Raw genomic sequence first — 25,545 nt, 5'->3', positions numbered from 1 at the left:
CTCCGATTAATCACGACGAGTCTAGCTATTTCTGAGATCAATGGCCGATATGGCAGCGTAGTGCCCGCCCAGACCGTCAGGGAAGCCCCCCGGCAGCCCCGGCAGCAAACCCTCAGCACCACACAAGGAGACCGAGTTGCTCACCGTCGGCGACAAGTTCCCCGAGTACGACCTCACCGCCTGCGTCAGCCTCGACGCCGAGAGCGCGTTCGCGCAGATCGACCACAAGACCTACGAGGGCAAGTGGCGCGTCGTGTTCTTCTGGCCGAAGGACTTCACCTTCGTGTGCCCGACCGAGATCGCCGCCTTCGGCCAGCTGGAGGAGGAGTTCGCGGACCGCGACGCGCAGATCCTCGGCGTCTCCGGTGACTCCGAGTTCGTCCACCACGCCTGGCGCAAGGACCACGCCGACCTGCGCGACCTGCCCTTCCCGATGCTCGCCGACTCCAAGCACGAGCTCATGCGCGCCGCCGGCGTGCAGGGCGAGGACGGCTTCGCCCAGCGGGCCGTCTTCATCGTCGACCCGAACAACGAGATCCAGTTCACCATGGTCACCGCGGGCTCCGTCGGCCGGAACCCCAAGGAGGTCCTGCGGGTGCTGGACGCGCTGCAGACCGACGAGCTGTGCCCCTGCAACTGGACCAAGGGCGAGACCACCCTGGACCCGGTCGCGCTGCTCGCGGGCGCGTGAGGCACCCCTCATGGCTCTCGACGAACTGAAGGCGTCCGTCCCGGCGTACGCCAAGGACCTGAAGCTGAACCTCGGCTCCGTCATAGGCAACTCGCCCCTGCCCCAGCAGCAGCTGTGGGGCACCGTGCTCGCCTGCGCCATCGCCGCCCGCTCCGCGCTCGTGCTGCGTGAGCTGGAGCCGCAGGCCCGCGAGCACCTGTCGGAGGAGGCGTACACCGCCGCCAAGTCGGCCGCCGCCGTCATGGCGATGAACAACGTCTTCTACCGCACCCGCCACCTGCTGAGCGACCCGGAGTACGGCACCCTGCGCGCCGGGCTGCGGATGAACGTCATCGGCAACCCTGGCGTGGAGAAGGTCGACTTCGAGCTGTGGTCGCTCGCGGTCTCCGCCATCAACGGCTGCGGCCAGTGCCTGGACTCGCACGAGCAGGTGCTGCGCAAGGCCGGCGTCGACCGGGAGACCATCCAGGAGGCGTTCAAGATCGGTGCCGTCATCCAGGCGGTCGCCACCACCCTGGACGCCGAGGCCGCCCTCGCCTGAGCGGCCCCGTTCCACGGCCTGCCCGGCCGGTCCCGATCAGGACCGGCCGGGCAGCGTCATCTCGAACCACACCAGCTTGCCGGTGGACAGCCGCGTCGCGCCCCACTTGCGGGCCAGCCGCTGCACCAGGTACAGCCCGCGCCCGCCCTCGTCGGCCGGGCCCGCCTGCCGCAGGCGCGGCAGCTGCGGCACGTCGTCGCCCACCTCGCAGCGCAGCACGTCGGTACGCAGCAGCCGTACGCTGACGGGGCGTTCCGCGTACCGCACGGCGTTGGTGACCACCTCGGACACCAGCAGCTCGACGGCGTCCTCCAGCTCGGTCAGGTCCCAGCCGGCGAGCGACTCGCGCACCAGGCGGCGGGCGTGTCGAACCGATTCGGGGCGCGGCTCCAGCTCCAGGGACGCCTCGTTGCCGGGCGCGATGCCCTCGAAGCGGGCGGCCAGCAGGGCGATGTCGTCGTCACGGTCGCCGGGCCCCACGATGTCCAGGATGGCGTCGCACAGCGGCTCCAGCGGGGCCGCGTGATCGGGCCGGGTGAGCGAGCACGTCTCGGTGAGCTTCTCGCGCAGGTCCTCCACGCCCGTCCACACGTCGCGGGTACGGGACTCCACCAGGCCGTCGGTGTACAGCACCAGCGTGGAGCCGGGCGGGGCGGGCAGCTCGACGGTCTGGAAGTCCACGCCGCCGACGCCGATGGGGGCGTTGGGTTCCAGGTTGACGACCTCGGTGGTGCCGTCGCGGTGCAGCAGCACCGGCGGCGGGTGGCCCGCGTTGGCGGCGGTGATGCGGTGCGCGACCGGGTCGTACACCGCATAGAGGCAGGTCGCCATCCGGTCATCCCCCAGGCGCTGGGCCTGCTCGTCCAGGTGGTGCAGCACCTCCTGGGGCGGCAGGTCGAGCCCGGCGAGTGTCTGCACGGTGGTGCGCAGCTGGCCCATGATGGCGGCCGAGGTGGTGGAGTGGCCCATCACGTCGCCGACCACCAGCGCGACCCGGCTGCCGGGCAGCGGGATCGCGTCGTACCAGTCGCCGCCGACCCGGGCGGTCTTCCCGGCGGGGAGGTAGCGGCTGGCGAGGCGGACGCCGGTGGGCTGGGGCAGGTCGTCCGGCAGCATGGTGCGCTGCAGCTCGTCCGCGATGGAGGCTTCTCTGCCGTGCAGGATCGCCTTGTCCACGCCGAGCGCGGAGTGGGTGGACAGCTGCTGGGCGACCTGGAGGTCGTCCTTCTCGAACGCGTCGTTGTCCGGGCGGCGCAGGAAGACGGCCGCGCCGATCACGCGGCGCTGACCGCGCAGCGGGGCGAGGATGGCGTGCCGCTCCTCGGGCAGGGTCTCGGCGCCGGTCAGTTCGGACAGCGCCTGCTGGGAGACCTGCGTGTCGGTGAACACGGGGCGCACCCCGCGCAGCACCTCGGCGAGCGGGCCGTTGCCGCGCAGTTCGACGCGGGCGAGGGCGCCCGACAGCAGCGGCAGTACGGCGGCCGACCCCGTACCCCCGCCGCCATCGGCCGCCAGGCCGCCCGAGACGTCGCGGAAGGCCAGCTCGTCCGGGATGCGGTCGGTACGGCGCAGCACGAACACCCACGGGTTCTGGGGCTGTTCGTCGCCGACCGGCAGCGGATTGAGCAGATAGACCAGGATGGCGTCCGCGAAGGTGGGCACGGTGGCCCGGCACAGGCCCAGGATGATCTCGTCGGCGTCGGAGCCCCGGGCGATGCGCCGGGTGGCGACGCCGACGAAGCGCAGCCGGTCGATGGACCCCGAGCCGCCGCCCACGGTGCCCGCGCCGCCACCACCGCCCCCGGCGTCCGGTCGTACCGGGGGATGTTCGGCCGGGTCGGGCTCGGAGCGCGCGTGGGGCAGCGCCGCGGAGCCGGCGTGGGAGGGTACGTCCGCCGTGCGAGCCACGGGCTGCGGTGAGGTCGGGTCCGTCACGAGGGGATGTCCATCCATCCGGGCGAGGAACTGGCGTGCGAAGTGGGGATGTTGTGCGGTGGAGCGGTCGTGGGGGTCGATCCTACGTTTGACGCCCGGGGGTGCATCAAGAGGCTCTGGGTTGCTGCGGCACCGGGTGCGCGCCCCGCAACGGGGCGGGGAGCACCGCGGTCCGGTCCCAGTCGTGGGGCAGTGCGGGGTTCCGCCAGCGCGGGTCCGGGCGCCAGGACTCCCAGTTCTCACTGAACGGCCGCCCCCAGGTCCCGATCACCCGCGTCGCCGCCTGGCCGGCCGCACGGATCCGCTCCGCCTGACCGGCGTCCAGCAGTCCTGCCAGCTGCGCCTGGGCGAATTCGTCCTCGTCCCGCCACTCCCAGCTGCGGTCGGGATAGACCGCGATATCGAGAAAGTGATCCTCCGAATCGACCCCGCCCGACCAGCGGTGCAGGGGCTCTTCAAGATTGACGTACCAGTTCTTGAAGCGCCACCCCCGATCCCAGAAAAGCCACACGGACCAGGGCTCGCCGGGACGGGCCAGCTTGAGCACCCCGGTGCCCGACCAGCGGTCGCGCACCGTGATGCGCGGCTTGGTGTAGCGGGTCGCCAGCGGCTCCTGGTGGACCGGGGAGCCGTCGGCGAGCGCCGGGCGCACGCATTCGGTACCCGGCGCCACCCAGACGGCGAGCAGATCCGGCGCATCGCGCACCACGGTGACGGGGCGGCAGATATGAATACCCGGCGCCGCGTTCGCCCGGTAACGCCACAGAATGTGTTCCCCTGGTCGCCAAGCGTGCACTGGTTCTGTCATCGGCACATGATATTCGGGGCGACCGGGACAAGGCGCCACCCTCAAGGATGAGTCATGCGCAGTACATCCAGCGCCTCGTCGAGCTGCGCGAGGGTCAGCTCACCGCGCTCCACGTAGCCGCCGTCCAGCACCGCCTCGCGGATGGTCTTGCGTTCGGCGAGCGCCCGCTTGGCGATCCGGGCCGCCTCCTCGTACCCGAGGTAGCGGTTGAGCGGGGTCACGACGGACGGCGAGGACTCGGCGTACTCGCGGGCGCGTTCGGCGTTGGCGGTGATTCCGGCCACGGTGCGTTCGGCGAGCAGGGTGGACGCGTTGGCCAGCAGCCGGATGGACTCCAGCAGATTCCTGGCCATCACGGGCAGCATCACGTTCAGCTCGAAATTCCCCGCCGCGCCGGCCGCGGCGACGGCGGCGTCCGCGCCGGTGACCTGGGCGCACACCATCAGCACGGCTTCCGGGATCACCGGGTTGACCTTGCCCGGCATGATCGAGGAACCCGGCTGCAGATCGGGCAGATTGATCTCGGCGAGCCCGGCGCGCGGGCCCGATCCCATCCAGCGCAGGTCGTTGCAGATCTTGGTGAGCGAGACGGCGACGGTACGCAGCTGCCCCGAGGTCTCCACCAGGCCGTCGCGGGCGCCCTGCGCCTCGAAATGGTCCCGCGCCTCGGTCAGCGGCAGCCCGGTGGTGCGGGCCACCTCCTCGATGACGGCGGCCGAGAAACCGGCGGGGGTGTTGATCCCGGTGCCCACCGCCGTACCGCCCAGCGGCAGTTCGGCCAGCCGTGGCAGCGCGGAACGCAACCGTTCCTGGCCGTACCGGAGCTGCGCCGCGTATCCACCGAACTCCTGCCCCAGGGTGACCGGGGTGGCGTCCATCAGATGGGTGCGCCCCGATTTCACCACCCCGGCGAATTCCGCGCCCTTGTCCTCGAACGCGGCGGCCAGCACGCCGAGCGCCGGAATCAGCTCCTCCAGCACGGCGGCCGTGGCGGCGACATGGATCGAGGAGGGGAAGACATCGTTGGAGGACTGGCTGGCGTTCACATGGTCATTGGGATGAACGGGCCGGCCCAGCCGCTCGGTGGCGAGCGTGGCGAGCACCTCGTTCATGTTCATGTTCGACGAGGTGCCGGAGCCGGTCTGGAAGACATCCACCGGAAAGTGGTCGTCCCACTCTCCGGCCGTCACCTCGTCGGCGGCGGCGGAGATCGCCGCGCCGATGTCCGGATCCAGCACCCCGAGCCGTACGTTCACGGTGGCGGCCGCCGCCTTGATCCGGGCCAGCGCCGCGATGTGCCCCCGCTCCAGACGGTGCCCGGAGATCGGGAAGTTCTCCACCGCCCGCTGCGTCTGGGCCCGCCACTTCGCCCCGGCCGGGACCCGCACCTCCCCCATGGAGTCGTGCTCGACCCGGAACTCACCACTGAAGTCGCTCATGCCCCCCAAGCTAACGCGCTCAGTAGTACCCCCTGGTGCCGTCGAGCAGCTCCCGGATCGTGTCGGCGTGCCCGGCGTGCCGCGCGGTCTCCTCGATCATGTGCAGCAGCATCCAGCGCAGACTGGCGCCACCGCTCCTGAAGTCCGTGTTGCGGCCGGCGTCGTCCAGGCCATGGGCCGCGATGATGCCGTCCGAAACGGCGCACTGCCGCCGGTAGTCGTCCAGCAGCCGCTCCAGCGCGATCCCCTCGACCCGCATGTCGGCGTCCTCGGGCAGCCCCTCGTCGAACTGCGGGCCGACCGCGGGCCGGTTCATCATCATGACCTCGAACCAGCAGTGCTCCACCCACCGCAGGTGCGACACCAGGCCCGCCATCGTCATCAGCGGGGAGCCGGGCAGCACCGGGCGGTGGGCCTCCTCCTCGGAGAGCCCCTCGCACTTCCAGTGGATGATGTCGCGCTGCATCTCCAGCCAGCCGGTCAGCTGGGTGCGCTCGTCCGCGCGCAACTCGGGACGGGTACGGGGGACGCGCGGGGCGCCGGAAGTCGACATGGGAGGGGACGGTACCGGTGCGCGCCCGTGGCGCGCACCGGAATTCCCGCCCGGCGGGGTCAGCCGCGCGGGCCGCCCACCGGGATGCTCGTGATGAACGGCTGGTCCGGGGCCGGGTCGGTGAAGAAGTCGTTGCCCTTGTCGTCCACCACGATGAACGCCGGGAAGTCCTCCACCTCGATCTTCCAGATCGCCTCCATGCCCAGCTCCGCGTACTCCAGGACCTCCACCGCCTTGATGCAGTCCTGCGCCAGACGGGCGGCCGGGCCGCCGATGGAGCCGAGGTAGAAACCGCCGTGCGCGGCACACGCCTTCGTCACCTGGGCCGAGCGGTTGCCCTTGGCCAGCATCACGTGGCTGCCGCCCGCCGCCTGGAACTGCGCGACGTAGGAGTCCATCCGGCCGGCCGTGGTCGGACCGAAGGAGCCCGAGGCGTACCCCTCGGGGGTCTTGGCCGGACCCGCGTAGTACACGGCGTGGTCGCGCAGGTACTGCGGCATCTCCTCGCCCGCGTCCAGCCGCTCCTTGATCTTGGCGTGCGCGATGTCCCGCGCCACCACCAGCGGCCCGGTCAGCGAGAGGCGGGTCTTCACCGGGTGCTTGCTGAGTTCGGCGCGGATCTCGTCCATCGGCCGGGTGAGGTCGATCCGTACCACCTCGTCCTCGGTGAGGTGCTCGTCCGTGGTCTCCGGCAGGAAGCGCGCCGGGTCGGTCTCCAGCTGCTCCAGGAAGACGCCCTGCGCGGTGATCTTGGCCTTGGCCTGGCGGTCGGCGGAGCAGGAGACCGCGATGGCCACCGGGAGGGAGGCGCCGTGCCGGGGCAGCCGCACCACGCGCACGTCGTGGCAGAAGTACTTGCCGCCGAACTGCGCCCCGATGCCGATCTTCTGGGTCAGCTCGAAGACCTTCTCCTCCAGGTCGCGGTCGCGGAAGCCGTGGCCGGTGGGCGAACCCTCGGCCGGCAGCTCGTCCAGGTAGTGCGCGGAGGCGTACTTGGCGGTCTTCAGCGCGTACTCGGCGGAGGTGCCGCCGACCACGATGGCCAGGTGGTACGGGGGGCAGGCGGCGGTGCCCAGGGAGCGGATCTTCTCCTCCAGGAACTTCATCATCGATGCCTCGTTCAGCACCGCCTTGGTCTCCTGGTAGAGGAACGACTTGTTCGCCGAGCCGCCGCCCTTGGCCATGAACAGGAACTTGTACGCGTCGCCGTCCTCCGCGTACAGCTCGATCTGGGCGGGGAGGTTGGAGCCGGTGTTCTTCTCGTCCCACATGGTCAGCGGCGCCATCTGCGAGTAGCGCAGGTTCAGCTTGGTGTAGGCGTCGAAGATGCCCTCGGAGAGCGCGCGGGCGTCCTCGCCCTCGGTGAGGACCTGCTGGCCGCGCTTGCCCATGACGATCGCGGTGCCGGTGTCCTGGCACATGGGGAGCACGCCGGCGGCGGCGATGTTGGCGTTCTTCAGCAGGTCCAGCGCCACGAAGCGGTCGTTCGGCGACGCCTCGGGGTCCTCCAGGATCTTCCGCAGCTGGGCCAGGTGCTCCGGGCGCAGGTAGTGCGAGATGTCGTGCATGGCCTCGGCGGCGAGCCGCCGCAGCGCCTCCGGCTCGACCTGGAGGAAGGTGCGCCCACCGGCCTCGAAGGTGCTGACCCCCTCGGCGGTGACCAGACGGTACGGGGTGTCGTCCGCGCCGACCGGGAGCAGGTCGGTGTATTGGAACGCGGGACTGGCAGACATCGTCATCTCCACAGGGCCGGGGCGGTACAGCCTTTCCAGGGTACGGGGCCCGGTTCTCACTCCAGGGGGATGGGTCGTCCTGCCAGGGCTTTGCGGGCCCGGCGGGTGCGGCGGGAGCCGTAGCGGCCCTCCAGGTCCCGGGCGATGGCGGTGGTGGTGTGGTGGCCGATGAGGCCGAGCTGGACGCAGGCGCGTTCGGTGGGCCAGCCGTCGGGGCCGTAGTACTCGGCGAGGCGGGGTATGAGGGCGGCCCACAGTTCGGCGGCGGCGGCCGAGTTGCCGCTCTGCTGGGCGGCCTGGGCCTCGCGGGTACGGGCGCGCAGCTCGTCGGCGGGACGGGCGGGGGGCTCCTCCGGCTGCGGCTCCGGCTCCGGCGGGTCCTTGCGCAGGGAGGGGGCGGGCGGGGCGTCCTGGACGGAGGGGGTGTCCTGGACGGAGGGGGCGGGCGGGGTGGGCGGCGGGGTCGCGGAGGCGTCCCGGTCGTACCCGGTGGGCACCCGGTCGGTGGGCTCGGAGGGGCCCGGCACGGGCGGGGTGAGCCGGACGGTGTGCGGGCTGCTCACCCGCGGGTCCGGCTTCGGCGCGGGTGTCCCCTGGGGGCGGGCCAGCTCGCGCAGCCGGTCGCGTACGGCGGCGGCGCCCTCCGGACGGTCGGCCGGGTCCTTGGCCAGCAGGGCGAGCACCAGCGCGTCGACGTCCGCCGGCAGCCCGGGGCGCAGCTCGCCGGGCCGCTGCGGGGGCACCTCGTTGACCTGCCGGTACATCACCTGCATCACGGTGCCGCCGGGCGGGAAGACGGTGCGCCCGGTGAGCATGGTGAACAGCACGCAGCCCAGCGCGTACACGTCGGTGGCGGCGGTGATCTCGGCGCCGGTGCACTGTTCGGGGGCCATGTAGTCGGGGGTGCCGATGGCGGTGCCGGTGGCGGTGAGGGAGGTGCGCCGGCCCTCGTCGATGCCCTCGGCGAGGTGGGCGATGCCGAAGTCCAGCAGCTTGACCCGCTGGTGGGTGATCATCACGTTGGCCGGCTTGAGGTCGCGGTGCACGATGCCGACGCCCGGGGCGTGCGCCGCCGAGAGCGCGTCGGCGATCTGCGCGCCCCACTCCAGGGCCAGGTCCAGCGGCAGCGGGCCACCCGCCAGCGTGCGGTCCAGGGACTCCCCCGGCACCAGTTCCATCACCAGCATGACGGCGGAGCCGCCCTCGAACTCGCCGGTGAGCATGTCGTGCACGGTGACAATGTGCGGGTGGGCGAGCCGGGCGATGGCCATCGCCTCCCGCTCCAGGCGGCGCACCAGCGCGCTGTCCGCGCCGTCGGTGGCGGTCTTGATGGCGACGTCGCGCCGCAGCCGCTCGTCGTGGGCCTGCCACACCTGGCCCATGCCGCCCTCGCCGAGCTTGCGCACCAGCCGGTACCGGCCGTCCAGAAGATCCCCGACCGCCATACGGTTCCCGTCCCCCGTCCGTGCCCTGCTGTCAGTTGGCGGGCATAGCATTCCACAGGACATCGCGGACAGGGGGACGGGGATGAGGATCACCGACGGGCGCAGAGCGCGGCTCGCGGGCCTGCTGGGCGTGCTGCTGCTGTTCGGGTTGCTCACCGCCCCGCCCGCCCGGGCCGCGGGACAGCTGGAGGAGGCCATCGCGGCGCTCGCGGACGGCGAGACGGTGTGGGTGGCCGAGGACTACCAGGGCGCCGATCCGCAGCTGGTCGAGCTGCTGCGGGCCCGCTACGAGCGGACGGACACCACGTTCCGGATCGCCTTCGTGACCGAGGAGATCGGCGAGGACGGGGCGGCGGCACAGCAGTTGGCGGCGGCGATCGGCGAGCCGGGCGTGTACATGGTGCACAGCGAGACGCGCAGCGCCACCAGCGACAGCCCCAACCGCAGCGAGCAGCGCACCACGGTGGGCATCTCCCTGGACGAGTGGGGCCTGTTCGACGAGGAGATGGCCCGGGTCGGGATCGGCAACGGGAATGTGCTGCTGAGCCTGCCCGACGCGCTGGACGGCGACGTGTCGGCCGGAGTGTACGGACTGGCGGACGGCGACACGCGGTTCTTCACGGACCCGGCGGTGACCGAGGCGTTCCCCTCGCTGGACGAGGCGATGCTGGAGTCGGTGTTCGCCGGGGTGCCGCAGTTGCGGGTGGCCCTGGTGTCGGGGGTCAGCGGGCGGACCGAGGACACCATGGCGGCCCTGGCCGAGGATCTGCCGGACGACGGGGCGGCGCTGCTGCTCCAGTGGCAGGACGACGACTTCTCGGCGGTGATGGCCACCGGGCCCGGCGTGCCGTACACGATCAGCGATCTGGTGAGCGTGGTGGGATCGAGCGCCATCACCTCGGTCCCGGTGGAGGAGATGCCGGGGCGGCTGGCGCTGCTGGCCTCCGTGCTGTCGGACACCGACCTGCTGACGGAGGCGGCCGGGATGCTCGGGGAGCAGGCGCTGTACGTGCACCCGGGGATCCCCGGCTTCGACGCGGAGGCGGAGTACGCGGCGGCGCTGTCCGGGGCGGGCACCCCGGTGCGGGTGGCTTTCCTGCCGGAGAGCGTTCTGGAACTGCAACTCGGCGAGGACACGCCGTGGTCGGGGGACGACGCCGAGCCGGCGGGGACGCTGGCGGGGCAGATCGACTGGGCGGACACCTCGGACCAGCGGGTGGTGGTGTACCGCGTCGACACATACAACGGTGGCCGCGTCTCGGCCGTTTCGGTGTCCGGTGACGACGACCTCGCCCAGCGGGCATGGGGAACCCAGGAGTCCGGGGAAGGATTCGTGGCCGCCTCGCTGGACGCGCTGCTGGAACTGGTGGACGCTCCGGCGGCCGGCGTGCCCGGCGGGGACGAGGCGGATGAGGGGATGGCCGCGGAGACCACCGAGGGGGGCGGCTGGAGCCCGACCACCTGGGCGGTGCTGGCCGTCGTCGCGCTGAGTGTGCTGTCCACGGCCAACCTGCTGGTGCGGGTGCTGTTCCCGCGCCGCCGCCGGATACGCGCCGCTGCGGCGCGCGCCAGGAAGGTCGCCCGGATGACACCGGAGCAACTGGCGCGGGAGCGGGAGCGGGCGGAGATCCCCGCGCTCGCGGCGCGGGCCGATCTGGAGCGGCTGGACGAGGTGCTGGCCGGGCTGCCGATGCCCCGTACCTCACCGCGTCAGGTGCGGGTCCTGCAGCGTATCCGTGCCGATCACGAACGGCTGCTCCAAGCCCACGCGGACGCGGTGACCTGGGACGACGTCGCGGCGATCCGGGAACGGGCGCGACGGCTGAACGCGGCCGTCGAGCTGTGGCGGGAGATGGAGTCCCAGGCCGCCACGGCCCACTGAGCGGCGCGGGCGTCAGGCGTCGGGCTTCGCGCGTCAGTCCGCCAGCGGTTCGGGCCACGCGTGGGCGGGGAGCAGGTCGCGCAGCGGGGCCGAGCGGTCGGGGCCGAGGATGACCCGGGTGTCGATGTTGGCGGGGTCGATCTGCCGGATGAACTCGCGGCAGCGCCCGCACGGCGGCAGCACGTGCGCGCGGCCGGTGGTCTCGTCGCGCCACACGGCGACGATGTCGGCGATGCGGTACTCACCGGCCGTCACCATGGCGGCGATGGCGGCGTGTTCGGCGCAGAAGCCGGTGCCGCACGGGGTGTCGATGCACACGCCCCGGTGGTGCGCCCCGGTGTCGGTGACCAGCACGCTGGCCACATTGCCGAAGAGCCGGTCCCCCGCCCGGTGCGGGCGCAGGGCGGCCAGGGCCTCGTCGATCAGCTCGCGGTGCATGGGCGGCACCGTACCGGCGGTACGGGCCGGGCCACCACGCGTTTTCGGTGTGCTTTCACGCGTGGCGGCCCGGCCCGGGCGCGGGGTTCAGCCGGTCATTCCGTACGGAGCCCCTCGGGCCGCATCAGCCGCCACAGCAGCGGCATGCTGGCCAGGGTGACCACGGCGATCACCACGAGTCCGGCCGCCGCCATGGGCAGGAAGCCGAACCAGTCGGTGACCCGCAGGCCCACCATCCGCATCAGGACGAAGCCCAGTCCCGTACCGGCGACGCTGGCCACGGTCAGGCCCAGGGCCACCGGGACGGCGGTCTGCCACAGCACGGAGGCGCTCAGCGTGGTGCGCTTGGTGCCGAAGGCCACCAGCGAGGCCAGCAGCCGCTTGCGCTCGCGCAGTTGTTCCAGCTGGGAGACGATCATGCTGGCCCCGATCAGGGCGAGCACGGCGATCGAGCCGATGAGCAGCCCGCGCTGGATGGAGGCGAACTCGTCGGAGGTCCAGACGGACTGGATCTCCCACAGCGCGGGGCGCTCGGGCATCCCGAACAGGACGGTGCGCAGCCGCTCGACGGTGTCGGTCCGGTCCTCCGGGTCCACGTTGATCAGTACTTCGGTGAAGCCGCCGCCGAAGCGTGAGCCGTCCAGCGCGCCGGGGGTGGCCAGGATGCCGTAGGCCCAGCGGCCCAGCGGGTCGCCGACGGAGTCGACACGGACGGCGTCGTCCGGGACGGTCCACAGGTCGGGCTCGGCGCGGTCCGGGTCCCAGGCCGCGCCGCCGACGTCGACGCTCACGTCGACGGTGTCGCCGGGGCCGGGCAGCGGGAAGGTCCCCTCCCCCGAGTCGTCGGGGTCGGAGGCGAGGAAGACGTCGCCGTTGGAGCAGTCGGGGAGTTCGGCCATCTTCCGCAGGGTGGTGCAGTCGGCGATGTACACGCCGGCGGCCACCAGGTCGCCGGGCAGCTCGCGGTCCTCGGGACGCACCGCGTAGCCGGAGTAGCTGCCGAAGACGTCCAGCACGCCCTGGGCGCCGGAGAGTTCGCCGAGCATCCGGGTGCTGCTCCCGGCGGTCATGCCGGAGGAGACGACCTGGATCTGAGCCTGGTCGGTGTCGTAGCCAGTGGGGCTGCTCTCCTCGGCCTGCACGCCGCCGAACAGCATCTGCAGGGCGATGGCCCCGGCGACGGCGACGGTGATGCCGCTGACCGCGCGGGAGGCGGAGCCGCTGCCCAGCTGGAGTCGGCGGACGGCCAGTTGCCAGGAGACGGGGCCGCCCCGGAAGGCGGCGACGCCGCGTTCCACGAGCCAGGGCAGGAAGGCGGTGGCGCCGACCAGGATCAGCACGATGCCCGCGCCGGCCTGGAGTTCGCGGGCCCCGCTGCTGCCGGCGGAGTAGGCGCCGGCCAGTGGGAGCAGCAGCATGAGGCCCAGTGCGGCCGGCACCAGCCGCCACCACAGCCGCCGGGGGCGGTCGGCCGACTCCCGGACGACGCCGAGGGGTTCGATGGCGACGCCGCGCAGGGCGAACAGCGTGACCAGGACGGCGGACAGCGGCACGGCGGCCAGGATGAGGACGGTCAGCGGCGCGCTGGGCACGAAGTCGGCGGGGAAGGCGCTCGTCCCGGCGAGGGTGATGTGGGAGGCTGCCTGGCGCAGCAGCAGGAAGAACAGCACGCCGACCGCGAGGCCGAGCAGAGCACCGGCCAGCGCCTCCCCCGCGGCGATGCGGCGGGTGCCGGAGCGGTCGGCGCCGACCAGGCGCAGGGCGGCCAGACGCTGGTCGCGGCGTTCGCCGCCGAACCGTACGGCGGTGGCGATGAAGACGGCCACCGGCATGAGCAGCACCACGCAGATCACCAGGATGAGCAGGATCAGCATGGGGCTCAGGGTGGTGGGCGGGTAGCTGGCGCCGAAGGTGTCGGTGCGGTTGTTGTTCGGCGTGCCGTCGGCGGCGGTGTCGGTGAGGGTGTCCGTGCCCATGTAGAAGGCGAGTTCGGCGGGGCCCCGGAGTCCGGCGTCGCCGATGGTGCCGGTGATCTCGTACCCGGCGAGCCGTTCCCGCAGGACCTCGTGGTCGGAGGAGTCCAGGAGCCGTTTCAGGGCCGGGGAGACCAGCATCTCGCCGGGGGCGGGGAAGGCGTCGACGCCCGGGGGCGGGGTGGCCGTGGTGGCCTCGCCCGCGTCGGGCTGCAGGAGCATGCCGGTGACCTGTGCCCCGTGGTAGACGGTGGGGATGCTCTCGTAGCGCAGGGTGTCGGGACCGGGCGCCAGGTCCTCGTACCAGATCGGTACGCGGGCGTCGCCGCGGTCGTCCGCGTTCTGGAACACGCTGGGCGCGGAGGCGGCGAACAGCAGCAGGGCGACGCCGAGGCCGACGCCCAGGGCGGTGAGGGTGGTGCGGGCCCAGCCGGGCCGGCCGCCGGCGACGGCGAACCGGACGCCCATGAGCAGATCCCGTGTCCACACGGAGACCGGCGTTGTCATACCGCCCCCGCCATGTCGCGCGCCTTGCCGTCACGGACGACGACCTCGCGGTCGGAGAAGGCGGCGACCCGTGATTCGTGGGTGACCAGGACGATGGCGGCGGCCGACTCCTGGGCGGCCTCGACGAGCAGTTGCATGACGCGTTCGCCGTTGAGGGAGTCGAGGGCGCCGGTGGGTTCGTCGGCGAAGACGACCCGCGGGTTGTTGACGAGGGCGCGGGCGACGGCGACGCGCTGGCCCTGGCCGCCGGAGACCTGCCCGGGGCGGTGGTGGCGTACGTCGTCCACCTCCAGGCGGGCGAGCCATTCGGTGGCGCGGGCCTCGGCCTCCTTGCGCTTGGTGCCGGTGAGGCGCAGCGGGAGGGCGACGTTCTCGACGCAGCTCAGTTCGGGGACGAGCCGGCCGAACTGGAAGACGAAGCCGAAGTCGGCGCGGCGCAGGGCGCTGCGTTCGGCGTCCGAGAGAGCGGCCAGGTCGCGGCCCTGGTAGCGAACGGTGCCCTGGTCGGGCGGGACCAGGCCGGCCAGGCAGTGCAGCAGGGTGGACTTGCCGGACCCGGAGGGGCCCATGACGGCGACGACTTCACCGGCGTTGATGGAGAAGTCGGCGCCGTCGAGGGCGGGGGTGCTGGCGTAGGACTTGTGCAGGGCGTGCGCGGTGAGCAGGGCTGTCACGGGTGGATCTCCTTGGCGAGCCGTTCCAGGCGCGCGGCGGCCATTTCGAGCCAGCGCAGATCGGCTTCGAGGTGGAACAGGGCGTGGTCGCAGATGAGCTGGTCGGCGAGGTCGCCGCTGCTCTTGCGCCGGGTGAGCTGCCGCATCAGCCGCAGGTGTTCGGCACGCTGGGTGTCCAGGATCCGGTTGGCGTCGCGCCGGGTGAGCAGGGCGAGGACGACCTTGGTGTAGAGCGTGGACTGGAGGTACGGCTCGGGCTTCTCGGGGGTGCCCAGCCAGGCGTCGACGTCGGTGATGCCGGCGTCGGTGATGGCGTAGCGCTTGCGCTCGGGTCCGCCGCCCGCCTCGATGCCGTCGACCTCGACCAGGCCGTTCTTCAGCAGCCGGGACATCGTGGAGTAGACCTGCCCGTAGTGCAGCGGGCGGTCCTGGCCGAAGTGATCGTCGAAGGTGCGCTTGAGGTCGTAGCCGTGTCGGGGACCGGCTTCCAGGAGCGCGAGCAGGGTGTGACCGATGGACATGGCCGTCACTATACACACCACGTATAAACCGTGTGTATACCCGGACTGCATAGCCCTTGACCTGCATAAATGATCAAGGGCCCCGCGCGACGCCAACCCCATTCGGACTAAGCGCTGTTGACTTCCTTCGCGATGCGGTCCCCGAGGGCCGCGTCGACACTGCGCCAGTAGTCCAGCGCGCGGCGCAGCACCGGCGGGCTCACGTCCACCTTCAGATGGCCGGCCACATTGCTCACCAGACGCGTCCTGGCCGCGTCGTCCAGCACGGTGCGCACCATCGTCCCGGCCTGCCCGAAGTCGTCGTCCTCGGAGTGCAGGGTGTACGCGGCCCGCACCATCTCGCCCGCCGTCCGCCAGCCGGCCGGCTCCCCGTACCGGGCGGTGTCGGCGGCCGGGCCACCGTAGGAGTTCGGCGCGTACGGTGCCGCCGTCCTGGCCGGCTCGTAGCGCATCGGGCCGTCCTTGGCGTACGAACGCACCGGGACGACCGGTCGGTTCGGCGGCAGCTGGGCGTAGTTGGGGCCGATCCGGTAGCGGTGGGTGTCCGGGTAGGAGAACAGCCGGCCCAGCAGCATCTTGTCCGGCGAGGGCCCGATCCCCGGCACGAGCGAGGACGGCTCGAAGGCGGCCTGCTCGATGTGGATGAAGTAGTCCTCCGGGTTCTCCTCCAGCCGCATCCGGCCCACCTCGATCAGCGGGTAGTCGCCGTGCGGCCATACCTTGGTGAGGTCGAAGGGGTTGAAGCGGTAGTCGGGCGCGTCCTCGAACGGCATCGCCTGCACGTACATCGTCCAGGTCGGCGCCTCACCGCGGTCGATCGCCGTGTACAGATCGCGGCGGTGCGCGTCCGCGTCCTGGCCGGCCAGCTCGTCCGCCTCCGTCTGGGTGAGGAAGTCGATGCCCTGGTCCGTCTTCAGGTGGTACTTCACCCAGTGCCGCTCGCCGGCCGCGTTCACCCACAGATAGGTGTGGGAGCTGTACCCGTTCATGTGCCGCCAGGTGCGCGGGATGCCCCGGTCGCCCATCAGCCAGGTGACCATGTGCGCCGACTCCGGCGACAGCGTCCAGAAGTCCCACTGCATGTCGTGGTCGCGCAATCCACTGCCCGGGTGACGCTTCTGCGAGCGGATGAAGTCCTGGAACTTCTGCGGGTCGCGGACGAAGAACACCGGGGTGTTGTTGCCGACCAGGTCGTAGTTCCCCTCCTGGGTGTAGAACTTCAGCGCGAAGCCGCGCGGGTCCCGCCAGCTGTCCGGGCTGCCCTGCTCCCCCGCCACCGTCGAGAACCGCGCCAGCATCCGGGTGCGCCGGCCCGGCTGGAACAGGTCGGCCCGGGTCAGCTCGCTCACGTCCCCGGTCACCGTGAAGGTGCCGTACGCCCCGCCGCCCTTGGCGTGCACCACCCGCTCCGGCACCCGCTCCCGGTTGAACTGCGCCATCTTCTCGATCAGATAGTGATCCTGGAGCAGGACGGGACCGTCCGGCGAAACCGTCAGCGAGTGCTCGTCGCTCTCCACCGGTACGCCGGCGTTGTTGGTGGTGTGGTCCATGGCGAAGCCTCCTCCCGGCTGCGGGTCCCCACCAGCGAATCGCGGTCCCGTCGCATCGGCAACCGATTGGACTCCGTCAAGACCTGTAGTTTGTTCAACGCGGAAGCAAGCAACTCGGCTCATTACCGCTGCGTCTGTCCCACGGGCGCGTGGACACGGGGAGTCACGCCATAGGGAGCGGTCGGAGACAGACAATGCAGCACACCACGGGGGACGGCGACGACGCCGGGGGTACCCCGCAGCCCGCACCCCCGGCGGACCCGGCCGCCCCTCCCGCCACTCCCGCACCCTCCGCCACCCCGGCCGAACGCGCCGGCGCCGCGCTGCGCACCGCCACCCGCCGCACCGGAGACCTGGCCCTCGCCTACGCCCGCAAGCCCTACTGGGACCGGCCCAGCTCCGAATGGCTGATGCGCCGCTGGCCCGACCTCACCGCCTGCCTGGTCGCCACCTTCTTCTTCTGGCTCTCCCTCACTCCCTCCCTCGTGCCGCGCCCCTGGTACTACCAGGGCGCCATCGGCGGCATCACCGCCGCCATCGGCTACGGCCTGGGCTCCACCGTCTCCTCGCTCTACCGGCTGCTGCCCTGGCAGCCCACCCCCCGGCTCCGTGCCCGCGCCTGGCTGGGGTACGAACTGCTGCTCCCGTTCGCGGTCGCGATCATGCTCGGCCGCAGCGCCGACATGCAGCGCGAACTGCGCCGACTCCAGGAGCTGCCGCCCACCCTGACCTGGCACTCCCTCATGATCGCGCTGATCTCGCTCGGGGTGCTGGTGCTCTTCGTGGCCGTCGCCCGCGCCATCCGGCTGCTGACCCGCCTGATCACCCGCTGGCTCAACCGGTTCGTGCCCTGGCCGCTGGCCGTCGCCCTCGGCCTGGCCCTCACCAGCCTCATCGTCGTGTACGGCACCCGTGACGTGGTGTGGGACCGCGGCGTCCTCACCATCGCCGACCGGCTCTCCGCCGCCAAGGACCGCAGCACCGACGACGGCGTGATGCGCCCGTACTCCCCCATGGTCTCCGGCAGCCCCGACTCGCTGATCTCCTGGGAGGACCTCGGCAACAAGGGCCGTACCTTCACCGGAACGGTGCTGTCCACCGAGGAGATCACCCAGTTCACCGGGCGCCCCGCCCAGCCGCCCGTCCGGGTGTACGTGGGCCGCGCCGCCTACGGCGCCTACCCGGACGGCGCCGCGCTGGCCGTACGGGAACTGGAGCGCACGGGGGCCTTCGACCGCGAGGTGCTCGCCATCGCCGGCACCACCGGCACCGGCTGGATCAACCCCACCACGGTGGAGGCGCTGGAGTTCATGCACGGCGGCGACACCGCCGTCGTCACCATGCAGTACTCCTACCTCCCCAGCTGGGCCTCGTTCGTGGTGGACCGCGAGGAGGCCGGCAACGCCACCCGCGAACTGGTGGACGCCGTGTGGGAGCACTGGTCACAGCTGCCCGAGGACGACCGCCCCAAGCTCGTGGTCTTCGGCGAGTCCCTCGCCGTCACCGCCATCGAGGACGCCTTCGACGGCCTGGATGACCTGCTCGCCCGCACCGACGGCGCGCTGCTGGTCGGCCCGCCCGACTTCTCCCCGCTCCACAGCGAGCTCACCGCCGGCCGCGACCCCGGCAGCCCCGTGTGGCGCCCGGTGTACGACGGCGGGAAGCACGTACGGTTCGCCCAGTTCCCCGAGCGGGACCTGCTGCTGGAACCGGGCCCCTGGGAGGAACCCCGGGTGATCTACCTCCAGAACGCCTCCGACCCGGTGGTGTGGTGGTCACCCGATCTGCTCTTCCAGCGGCCCGAATGGATGAACGAGCCGCTGGGCCCGGACGTCACCTCGCAGATCGACTGGTTCCCGTTCGTCACCTTCTGGCAGACGACGGTCGACATGGCCGTCTCGTACGGGTCGCCCGCGCCGCACGGCCACCGCTACGGCTCCAACCCGGTCGACGCCTGGGCGTACATCGCGCCCTCGGAAGGGTGGAGCCAGCCGCAGACGGACGCCCTGAGCGTCCTGCTCGAAGCGCGCCACCCACCCCAGCACGGCTGGGCCGGGTAGCGGGTCTCCCCCACCGCGCCCGCGGGTACGCCCGGCTCGGCCGATACCCCGGGCCGGGGCACGCCGTGATCACCACCGCACGGTGCCGCTCACTCCCACCGGAGCTGGGCGACCACCGGCAGATGGTCACTGCCGAGGGCGGGCAGCGTGTGCACGCGGGAGACCGTCGCGGAGCGTGCCATGACCTGGTCGATCCTGGCCACGGGGAAGGACGCGGGGAAGCTGAAGGCGAAGCCGCTTTCCGCAACGTTCAGCCGGGACGTCAGCGGCGCCAGCCCACGGTCCTCGACGGTGCCGTTGAGGTCGCCCAGCAGGACCACCCGGCCCAGGTCCTCGGCGGCGATGGCCCGCGCCAGCCGTTCGGCGCTCTCGTCACGCCGGGCGGACGCGAACCCGCCGGCCCCGAGGCGCACCGAGGGCAGGTGCGCGACATACGCCGCGAACTCGCCGTGCGGCGCGTGGACCACGGTCCGCATCCCCCGGCTCCAGTACTCCTCGATGTCCCGGGGCTTGATGTCCACGACCCGGGTGTCGCTCAGCGGGTGGACGGACCAGAGCCCCACGGTGCCCCGGACCTCGTGGTACGGATACCGCGCGGCCAGCGCCTCCTGGTAGGCGGGCAACGCCGAGGGCAGCAACTCCTGGAGCGCGATCAGATCGGGCCCCGCCTCGGCCAGGGCGCGGGCGGTGCCCGCCGGGTCGTCGTTCTCGTCGCTCACGTTGTGCTGGACCACGACGAGATCGACGTCACCGGCCTGAGCCGACCGGAACAGCCCGCCGAACAGAGCGGACCAGGCGACCACCGGCAGCAGCAGGGCGATCAGCGCGGTGGCCGAACGCCGCAGCACCGCGAGACCGAACAGCACGACGATCACCAGGCCGAGCCAGGGCAGGAAGGACTCCAGCAGACTGCCCAGCCGGCCCGGTGTGTTGGGGACGACGCCGGGGAACGCCAGCAGTCCGCCCGTCAGCACCGCCAGCGCCGCGAGCACCCGCCCCCGGCCCCAGACCGACCGGCCCCGGGCGTCCTCGCCCAGCCACCGCGTCAGCGCGCGACGGGCCTTCTCCGCCGTCGACGTGCCCGCCCCGGTCTCGTCCGACACGGTCATCCCTCCGTCAGGCTCCGCGCCGAGTGACGCGCAGAGCGTGCTTGATCATCGGTTCTGTCGTGGAGAGAGCTGACGCGATCCGCCTGCCGCCCGGCCGTGGGGACAGTCCGACGCGACGCCGCCCGGTCCGGGGGGCCGGAGACGGGACCGCTCCCCCAGCCTTCGGCCGGGGGAGCGGCGTGCTCCACACATCCGGGCGGGACGGCGCGTCGCGCCCCGTCCCGGGTCAGTCCCGGGGCCGGTCGCCCTCGCGTCCGGCGCCGCCCGCACCGTCCTCCGGCGGGCTCACCGGAGGGGCCGGCCGCACCGGGGCCAGCGGCGCTATGGTCGCCCCCGAAGGACCGTTCCGCAGATCGGCCTCCGCCTGGTAGGCGCGCAGATAGCCGACCACCGTGTTGGCCACCGCGACCAGCGGCACGGCCACCACCGCGCCCGGGATACCGGCCAGCAGCGTGCCCGCGGTCACCGCGAGCACCACGGCCAGCGGGTGCACCTTCACCAGCCGGCCCAGGATGAACGGCTGGAGGATGTGGCCCTCGACCTGCTGCACCAGCAGCACCACGCACAGCACCATCAGCGCCGTGAACAGGCCGTTGGTCACCAGCGCCACCACCACGGCCAGCGCGCCCGAGGCGATGGCACCGACCAGCGGCACGAACGCCGACAGGAACACGATGACGGCCAGCGGCACCGCCATCGGCACCTCCAGCACGAACAGCCCGATGCCGATGCCCAGCGCGTCGATCAGCGCCACCAGCACGGTGCCGCGCACGTAGCCGGTGAGGGTGATCCACGCCCGCGGCCCGGCGCCCGCCACACCCTCGCGCGCCTGGGCCGGCACCAGCTTCAGGAACCAGTACCACACCCCGCGTCCGTCGTAGAGCAGGAACAGCGTCACGAACAACGCCACACCGGCGCCGGACAGGAACTGGGTGAGGTAGTTGATGCCCTCAAGACCGGCCGAGGTCAGCTCGTCACTGTGATCGGTGATCCAGCTGTTGAGGTTGTCGACGGTCTCGTTGATGTTCTCCTCGGTCACCCCGAACGGCAGCTGCAGCACCCAGTCGCGCAGCTGGTCGATGCCGTCCTGGACCTGCTCCACCAGCCGGTCGGTGTTCTCGATGACCTGCCAGACCACGAACCAGCCGACGCCGCCCATCACCAGGAAGCCGCCGATGGAGACGATCGCGGTGGCCAGCCCGCGCCCCACCCCGAGCCTTTTCAGCCGTCCCACGAACGGCTGGAGCAGTGCGGTGACCAGCAGCCCGGCGGCGAACGCGATCACCAGCAGGCTGACCGCCGACACCACCTGGATCAGCACCCACACCACGGCCGCCAGCACCAGGACCCGCCAGCCGGCCTCGGCCGCGACCCGGACGCCCCACGGGATCACGGCATCGGGCGCCGGGCGCTCGGGGGTGGCGGGCGGCTGCGCGTCACCCGGCCCGGCTCCCCCGCCGTCGCCGCCCGCGCTCGCCCCCGCACCGCCCGCACCGCTCCCGGCGGCGCCGCCGCCCTCGCCGGCCGGCGGGCCCTCGACGGGCCCCAGCACATCCGGGGCCACGGTCCGCCGGACCCGGGCCTCCAGCTGCTCGTACCCACCCCCGCTGTCCTCGGCTCGCCCGGCGACCCGCTCCTCCGCCTCCCGCTCCCGGCGCTGAATCTCGCGCTCCGCGGCGGCCCGATAGGCCGACACGCGCGAGTTCAGCCGCGCCAGGCCGGTCTTGAACCGGCTCACTCCAGACATCCCGTTTCCCTCTTCCCCCAGTTTTCGCACCGCGGTCCGCGCCCTGACGTTACCCTGCGCGCCCGCCGGAAGGAGGGTCCCCTCACGAAAGCGGAAATCCCCGCACCGAAGCCGGTGCGGGGATCCCGTGAGCACTGTTCGCCGGGGACTGACGGAAGGGTCAGTACCAGTGATTGACCTGCCAGAACTCCCATGCGCCACACGGGCTGCCGTAGCGCTCGTTCATGTAGTTCAGACCCCAGCGGATCTGGGTGGCCGGGTTGGTCTGCCAGTCGGCACCGGCCGAGGCCATCTTCGTGCCCGGCAGCGCCTGCATCAGGCCGTACGCGCCGGAGGACGGGTTGGTGGCGGTGTGGTTCCAGCCGCTCTCGCGCTCCACGATCGTGGAGAAGCACTGGAACTGGTCGGCCGCCACGATGTCCCGGGCGATCGCCTGGATCTCCGCCTTGCTGTACGAGGACTGGACGGGCGCGGAAGCCCGTGAGGCGGCCCTGCTGGCGGCCTCCGCGGCCTCACGCTGGCGCTCTTCCTCCGCCTCGCGCTCCGCCTGCTCCCTGGCCTCCTGCTCGGCACGCTCGCGCCGCTCCTGGGCATCCGAGGCGGCCTGCACCCGGGCGGCCTCCTCGGCCGCCTTACGGGTCTGGACGTCGGCGACGTCCGCCTGCGACTCCGCCTGCTGGACCAGCGACGCGGTGTGCAGCTGGGCATTCGGGGCAGCGGGTATGTCCGCCAGCAGCGTCGCGTCGGCGGCGGCGAACTCGATGTCGCTGACGCCGCCCTGCTCGTCTCCCGAGGCAACACCGACGGCAGCACCGACGGTTGTGACCGCGGTAGCAGACGCCACGGCGAATCCCCGGACCGAAATCCGGCTCACACGGTTTCCTTCCACCATCGCCCGCGTGGGTGACCCCCACGGGCGCAATCGTGCCCCTGACACGGGCCTTCACCGCTGAACGGACCAGCGGGTCACAGAAGGCACGGGCCCGGCGGAACCCCCTGCCCTTGCTGGCACGGGACCCCGCGTGGTGCTGCGGGCGGCATACGGCTGACGGCTGTTCAGTTGTCAAACTCTGTACTGCGCCGCTCCGATGGCGGTGCGGCAGTGCCGTATGCGGGGCCTGACAGAGGCACACACTGCCGGAAACGAGGAGCGGTAAGCAATTCAGCTCGATGTGGGAAAGGTCACACGCACTCCAGCCGAACGGGGGCTTGCGTTCCGCCCGGCGGCCGGTGAACAGCAGCGGCCGCACGGACGGAACACACAGCGTGGCCGGGGGCTAAACCCGCCCCTCCTCCAGCATTTCGGTCACCAGCGCGGCGATCGGGGAGCGCTCGGAGCGTGTCAGGGTGACGTGCGCGAACAGCGGGTGCCCCTTGAGCTTCTCCACCACCGCCACCACACCGTCGTACCGCCCCACCCGCAGGTTGTCACGCTGCGCCACGTCGTGGGTGAGCACCACCCGGGAGTCCTGGCCGATCCGGGAGAGCACCGTCAGCAGCACATTGCGCTCCAGCGACTGGGCCTCGTCGACGATGACGAACGCGTCGTGCAGCGAACGGCCCCTGATGTGGGTGAGCGGCAGCACCTCCAGCATCCCGCGCGCCACCACCTCCTCGATGACCTCACGGGTCGTCACCGCGGAGAGGGTGTCGAAGACGGCCTGCGCCCAGGGGTTCATCTTCTCGGCCTCGGTGCCCGGCAGGTAGCCGAGATCCTGGCCGCCCACCGCGTACAGCGGCCGGAACACCATCACCTTGCGGTGCTGGCGGCGCTCCAGGACTGCCTCCAGGCCCGCGCACAGCGCCAGCGCCGACTTGCCGGTGCCGGCCCGGCCGCCCATCGACACGATGCCGACGTCCGGGTCGAGCAGCAGATCCAGGGCGACCCGCTGCTCGGCGCTGCGGCCGTGGATGCCGAACGCCTCCCGGTCGCCGCGCACCAGCTTCACCCGGCCCTCGGGCGCCACCCGGCCCAGCGCCCGGCCGCGCTCGGAGGAGATCACCAGACCGGTGTGCACCGGCAGCTCGGCGGCCTGCGGATCGAAGACGCTCTCGGAGGCGAACAGCTCGTCCACGCTCTCGCCGGGCATCGTGATGTCCATCATCCCGGTCCAGCCGGAATCGGTGATGGCCAGTTCCGCGCGGTACTCCTCGGCGGCCAGACCGACCGAGGACGCCTTGATGCGCAGCGGCAGGTCCTTGGAGACCACCGTCACATCGTGGCCCTCCGCCTGGAGATTGCGGGCGACGGCCAGGATGCGGGTGTCGTTGTCCAGCAGCTGCCCGCGGCCGGTCAGCATGGCCGGCGGCAGAATGGCCGGATCCGAGTGGTTCAGCTCCACCCGCAGAGTGCCGCCGAGATCACCGATGGGCAGGGGATTGTCGAGGCGGCCGTACCGCACCCGGTACTCGTCCAGCCGACGCAGCACCTGGCGGGCGAAGTACCCCAGCTCCGGATGGTGGCGCTTGGCCTCCAGTTCGGTGATGACGACCACCGGGAGCACCACTTCGTGCTCGTCGAAACGGGTCATCGCTGATGGGTCGGCCAGGAGGACACTGGTGTCGAGGACGTACATGCGCCGCTCGCTGAGACGCTTCTTGCTGGTCACCACGTGTGGACGAACCCCCTCGGGAGAGGTGTGGAAGACGCGGCGCCGCTGGTCGTGCGACGCCGGGCGTCTGCTGGCCGGCGATGGCCCGTGGCCTCCATGGGAGCCATGCACGCACGGGCCGGGCACCGGCCCTGGTCCATGTCCGTGGTACGCAAACGGGCCTCCCGGCGGACGGGGCTGACGCCCGGTCCGCGATGAATATGCCCGCTGCCTCCGCATCTCATGCGGACAACCCCTCGGACGGCACCACCCCATGCCCGCTCGGCGGACATGGGGTGGTGAACGAAGGTACGAGAGGGTAATACCGGATGAACCGCCCGGATCAGACGCCGTAGCGGCGGTGCCGGGCGGCGTAGTCACGCAGCGCCCGCAGGAAGTCGACCTTGCGGAAGGCCGGCCAGTACGCCTCGCAGAAGAAGTACTCCGAGTGGGCCGACTGCCAGAGCATGAAGCCGGAGAGCCGCTGCTCACCGCTGGTGCGGATGACCAGGTCGGGGTCGGGCTGACCGCGTGTGTACAGGTGTTCGGAGATGTCCTCGACGCCCAGCGACTCGGCGACCTGGGCCAGGTCCTGGCCCTCCGCGGCCCGCTTGGCCAGCAGCGAACGGACGGCGTCGGTGATCTCCTGCCGGCCGCCGTAGCCGACCGCCACGTTGACCAGTATTCCCTCGCGCTTTCCGGCCAGCTCCTCGGCCTCCTGGAGCACGGTGCGGGTGCGCTCGGGCAGCACGTCCAGGGCACCGACGTGGTGCACCCGCCAGCGGCCGTCGGCGGCCAGGTCACGCACCGCGCCCTCGACCACGGTCAGCAGCGGGTCCAGCTGGTCGGCGGGGCGGGCGAGGTTGTCGGTGGACAGCATCCACAGGGTGACCACCTCGACGTCAGTCTCGGCGCACCAGCCCAGAAGCTCCTGGATCTTGGCGGCGCCCGCCTCGTGCCCCTCCTTGGTGGTGCCACCGGCGGCCTTGGCCCAGCGGCGGTTGCCGTCCAGGATGACGCCGATGTGCTTGGGCACGCCCTCCGCGTTGCCGAGCTTGCCCTCCACCCGGTGGGCGTACAGCCGTACGAACCCGCGGCGGATCTTGTTCCGGGCCCTGCCGAAGATTCCTCCTCGGCCCTGCTCCTGCTTTGCCACGCCGCATCCCCTCGCACACCCTGCCCCGTCGGAACCAGCACTGTAGGACAGCTCGGCGCCGGAACAGAAAGCGGGCCGGTCCGTGGGGGGGATACGGACCGGCCCGAGGGGGGGTATTCCACCGTAACGCATGGAAGAGGCCGCTGTGTGCCAGTGGGCCGGATTCAGGCGTGGCGCGGTGATCCGTCCCGG

Annotated in this window: 20 protein-coding genes; 4 read left to right on the top strand and 16 right to left on the bottom strand. The window is 71.9% G+C overall.

What is annotated here, in order from left to right; translation table 11 throughout:
* Window positions 1–136 precede the first annotated feature (136 nt).
* Window positions 137–691 carry a peroxiredoxin gene (locus ACTFAP_RS19075; RefSeq protein ID WP_030737525.1) on the top strand — a complete coding sequence of 185 codons (555 nt, stop codon included), beginning with the start codon at window positions 137–139 and terminating at the stop codon, window positions 689–691.
* A 10-nt stretch (window positions 692–701) separates the two neighbouring features.
* Window positions 702–1,232 (top strand): alkyl hydroperoxide reductase, encoded by a 531-nt coding sequence (locus tag ACTFAP_RS19070; RefSeq protein ID WP_390117460.1) that lies wholly within the window; start codon window positions 702–704, stop codon window positions 1,230–1,232.
* A gap of 36 nt (window positions 1,233–1,268) precedes the next feature.
* On the opposite strand, the gene ACTFAP_RS19065 is transcribed toward ACTFAP_RS19070, so the two are convergent.
* From ACTFAP_RS19065 to ACTFAP_RS19040, 6 genes are all read right to left on the bottom strand, one after another.
* On the bottom strand, window positions 1,269–3,185 hold the full coding sequence (locus ACTFAP_RS19065; protein WP_500466951.1) for an ATP-binding SpoIIE family protein phosphatase: 1,917 nt from the start codon (window positions 3,183–3,185) through the stop codon (window positions 1,269–1,271).
* Between the two features lie 88 nt (window positions 3,186–3,273).
* Window positions 3,274–3,975 carry a cytidylyl-2-hydroxypropylphosphonate hydrolase gene (gene fomD / locus ACTFAP_RS19060; protein ID WP_390117464.1) on the bottom strand — a complete coding sequence of 234 codons (702 nt, stop codon included), beginning with the start codon at window positions 3,973–3,975 and terminating at the stop codon, window positions 3,274–3,276.
* 41 nt (window positions 3,976–4,016) lie between these two features.
* On the bottom strand, window positions 4,017–5,414 hold the full coding sequence (locus tag ACTFAP_RS19055) for a class II fumarate hydratase (RefSeq protein WP_376045474.1): 1,398 nt from the start codon (window positions 5,412–5,414) through the stop codon (window positions 4,017–4,019).
* A 19-nt stretch (window positions 5,415–5,433) separates the two neighbouring features.
* On the bottom strand, window positions 5,434–5,967 hold the full coding sequence (locus tag ACTFAP_RS19050; protein ID WP_500466950.1) for a DinB family protein: 534 nt from the start codon (window positions 5,965–5,967) through the stop codon (window positions 5,434–5,436).
* Window positions 5,968–6,026: 59 nt separating this feature from the next.
* Entirely contained in the window at window positions 6,027–7,706 is a 1,680-nt protein-coding gene (locus ACTFAP_RS19045; RefSeq protein WP_500466949.1) for a fumarate hydratase, read from the bottom strand.
* A 50-nt stretch (window positions 7,707–7,756) separates the two neighbouring features.
* Window positions 7,757–9,145, bottom strand: a complete 1,389-nt coding sequence (locus tag ACTFAP_RS19040; protein ID WP_500466948.1) for a serine/threonine-protein kinase — start codon at window positions 9,143–9,145, stop codon at window positions 7,757–7,759.
* A gap of 82 nt (window positions 9,146–9,227) precedes the next feature.
* On the opposite strand from ACTFAP_RS19040, the gene ACTFAP_RS19035 reads away from it, so the two are divergent.
* Entirely contained in the window at window positions 9,228–11,027 is a 1,800-nt protein-coding gene (locus ACTFAP_RS19035; protein WP_500466947.1) for a hypothetical protein, read from the top strand.
* A 33-nt stretch (window positions 11,028–11,060) separates the two neighbouring features.
* Here the strand turns inward: ACTFAP_RS19035 and ACTFAP_RS19030 are convergent, their stop codons facing one another.
* The 5 genes from ACTFAP_RS19030 to ACTFAP_RS19010 form a co-directional block, all read right to left on the bottom strand.
* Window positions 11,061–11,465, bottom strand: coding sequence for a cytidine deaminase family protein (locus tag ACTFAP_RS19030; RefSeq protein WP_500466946.1), 405 nt, complete (start codon window positions 11,463–11,465; stop codon window positions 11,061–11,063).
* Window positions 11,466–11,560: 95 nt separating this feature from the next.
* Window positions 11,561–13,945 carry an FtsX-like permease family protein gene (locus ACTFAP_RS19025; RefSeq protein WP_500466945.1) on the bottom strand — a complete coding sequence of 795 codons (2,385 nt, stop codon included), beginning with the start codon at window positions 13,943–13,945 and terminating at the stop codon, window positions 11,561–11,563.
* On the bottom strand, window positions 13,942–14,619 hold the full coding sequence (locus tag ACTFAP_RS19020; RefSeq protein WP_436979113.1) for an ABC transporter ATP-binding protein: 678 nt from the start codon (window positions 14,617–14,619) through the stop codon (window positions 13,942–13,944). Before ACTFAP_RS19020 ends, ACTFAP_RS19025 begins: the two co-directional genes overlap by 4 nt.
* Window positions 14,616–15,140: a PadR family transcriptional regulator gene (locus tag ACTFAP_RS19015; RefSeq protein ID WP_030728281.1), complete on the bottom strand. Its 525-nt coding sequence runs from the start codon at window positions 15,138–15,140 to the stop codon at window positions 14,616–14,618. The genes ACTFAP_RS19020 and ACTFAP_RS19015 overlap by 4 nt, the downstream gene beginning before the upstream one ends.
* Before the next feature lie 107 nt (window positions 15,141–15,247).
* Entirely contained in the window at window positions 15,248–16,690 is a 1,443-nt protein-coding gene (locus ACTFAP_RS19010; protein ID WP_500466944.1) for a catalase, read from the bottom strand.
* 194 nt (window positions 16,691–16,884) lie between these two features.
* Here ACTFAP_RS19010 and ACTFAP_RS19005 point away from each other — a divergent pair, with 194 nt between their 5' ends.
* Window positions 16,885–18,750 carry an alpha/beta hydrolase gene (locus ACTFAP_RS19005; RefSeq protein ID WP_500466943.1) on the top strand — a complete coding sequence of 622 codons (1,866 nt, stop codon included), beginning with the start codon at window positions 16,885–16,887 and terminating at the stop codon, window positions 18,748–18,750.
* 89 nt (window positions 18,751–18,839) lie between these two features.
* Here ACTFAP_RS19005 and ACTFAP_RS19000 read toward each other — a convergent pair whose 3' ends face one another.
* The 5 genes from ACTFAP_RS19000 to ACTFAP_RS18980 form a co-directional block, all read right to left on the bottom strand.
* The gene (locus tag ACTFAP_RS19000) at window positions 18,840–19,859 is read right to left on the bottom strand and encodes an endonuclease/exonuclease/phosphatase family protein (protein ID WP_500466942.1); all 1,020 of its coding nucleotides are present in this window, start codon (window positions 19,857–19,859) and stop codon (window positions 18,840–18,842) included.
* 226 nt (window positions 19,860–20,085) lie between these two features.
* Window positions 20,086–21,606, bottom strand: a complete 1,521-nt coding sequence (locus ACTFAP_RS18995) for an AI-2E family transporter (RefSeq protein WP_500466941.1) — start codon at window positions 21,604–21,606, stop codon at window positions 20,086–20,088.
* Between the two features lie 160 nt (window positions 21,607–21,766).
* Window positions 21,767–22,480, bottom strand: a complete 714-nt coding sequence (locus ACTFAP_RS18990) for an aggregation-promoting factor C-terminal-like domain-containing protein (RefSeq protein WP_030728296.1) — start codon at window positions 22,478–22,480, stop codon at window positions 21,767–21,769.
* Window positions 22,481–22,883: 403 nt separating this feature from the next.
* Complete coding sequence (gene phoH2 / locus ACTFAP_RS18985) at window positions 22,884–24,218, bottom strand: RNA 5'-3' helicase PhoH2 (RefSeq protein WP_390117488.1); 1,335 nt, start codon at window positions 24,216–24,218, stop codon at window positions 22,884–22,886.
* Window positions 24,219–24,540: 322 nt separating this feature from the next.
* Entirely contained in the window at window positions 24,541–25,299 is a 759-nt protein-coding gene (locus ACTFAP_RS18980) for an isoprenyl transferase (RefSeq protein ID WP_495684977.1), read from the bottom strand.
* Window positions 25,300–25,545 lie beyond the last annotated feature (246 nt).

This window comes from Streptomyces sp. PH9007 (assembly GCF_059813725.1).
This window is presented reverse-complemented; position numbering and strand designations above follow the sequence as displayed.

Bases quoted from the DNA above. Each gene is read 5' to 3' on its own strand.
- ACTFAP_RS19015 (WP_030728281.1), bottom strand. From the start codon at position 15,140: ATGTCCATCGGTCACACCCTGCTCGCGCTCCTGGAAGCCGGTCCCCGA.
- ACTFAP_RS19000 (WP_500466942.1), bottom strand. From the start codon at position 19,859: ATGACCGTGTCGGACGAGACCGGGGCGGGCACGTCGACGGCGGAGAAG.
- ACTFAP_RS19030 (WP_500466946.1), bottom strand. From the start codon at position 11,465: ATGCACCGCGAGCTGATCGACGAGGCCCTGGCCGCCCTGCGCCCGCAC.
- ACTFAP_RS19045 (WP_500466949.1), bottom strand. From the start codon at position 7,706: ATGACGATGTCTGCCAGTCCCGCGTTCCAATACACCGACCTGCTCCCG.
- ACTFAP_RS19070 (WP_390117460.1), top strand. From the start codon at position 702: ATGGCTCTCGACGAACTGAAGGCGTCCGTCCCGGCGTACGCCAAGGAC.
- ACTFAP_RS19040 (WP_500466948.1), bottom strand. From the start codon at position 9,145: ATGGCGGTCGGGGATCTTCTGGACGGCCGGTACCGGCTGGTGCGCAAG.
- ACTFAP_RS19010 (WP_500466944.1), bottom strand. From the start codon at position 16,690: ATGGACCACACCACCAACAACGCCGGCGTACCGGTGGAGAGCGACGAG.
- ACTFAP_RS18995 (WP_500466941.1), bottom strand. From the start codon at position 21,606: ATGTCTGGAGTGAGCCGGTTCAAGACCGGCCTGGCGCGGCTGAACTCG.
- ACTFAP_RS19055 (WP_376045474.1), bottom strand. From the start codon at position 5,414: ATGAGCGACTTCAGTGGTGAGTTCCGGGTCGAGCACGACTCCATGGGG.
- ACTFAP_RS19005 (WP_500466943.1), top strand. From the start codon at position 16,885: ATGCAGCACACCACGGGGGACGGCGACGACGCCGGGGGTACCCCGCAG.
- ACTFAP_RS19025 (WP_500466945.1), bottom strand. From the start codon at position 13,945: ATGACAACGCCGGTCTCCGTGTGGACACGGGATCTGCTCATGGGCGTC.
- ACTFAP_RS19050 (WP_500466950.1), bottom strand. From the start codon at position 5,967: ATGTCGACTTCCGGCGCCCCGCGCGTCCCCCGTACCCGTCCCGAGTTG.
- ACTFAP_RS19065 (WP_500466951.1), bottom strand. From the start codon at position 3,185: ATGGATGGACATCCCCTCGTGACGGACCCGACCTCACCGCAGCCCGTG.
- ACTFAP_RS19035 (WP_500466947.1), top strand. From the start codon at position 9,228: ATGAGGATCACCGACGGGCGCAGAGCGCGGCTCGCGGGCCTGCTGGGC.
- fomD (WP_390117464.1), bottom strand. From the start codon at position 3,975: ATGACAGAACCAGTGCACGCTTGGCGACCAGGGGAACACATTCTGTGG.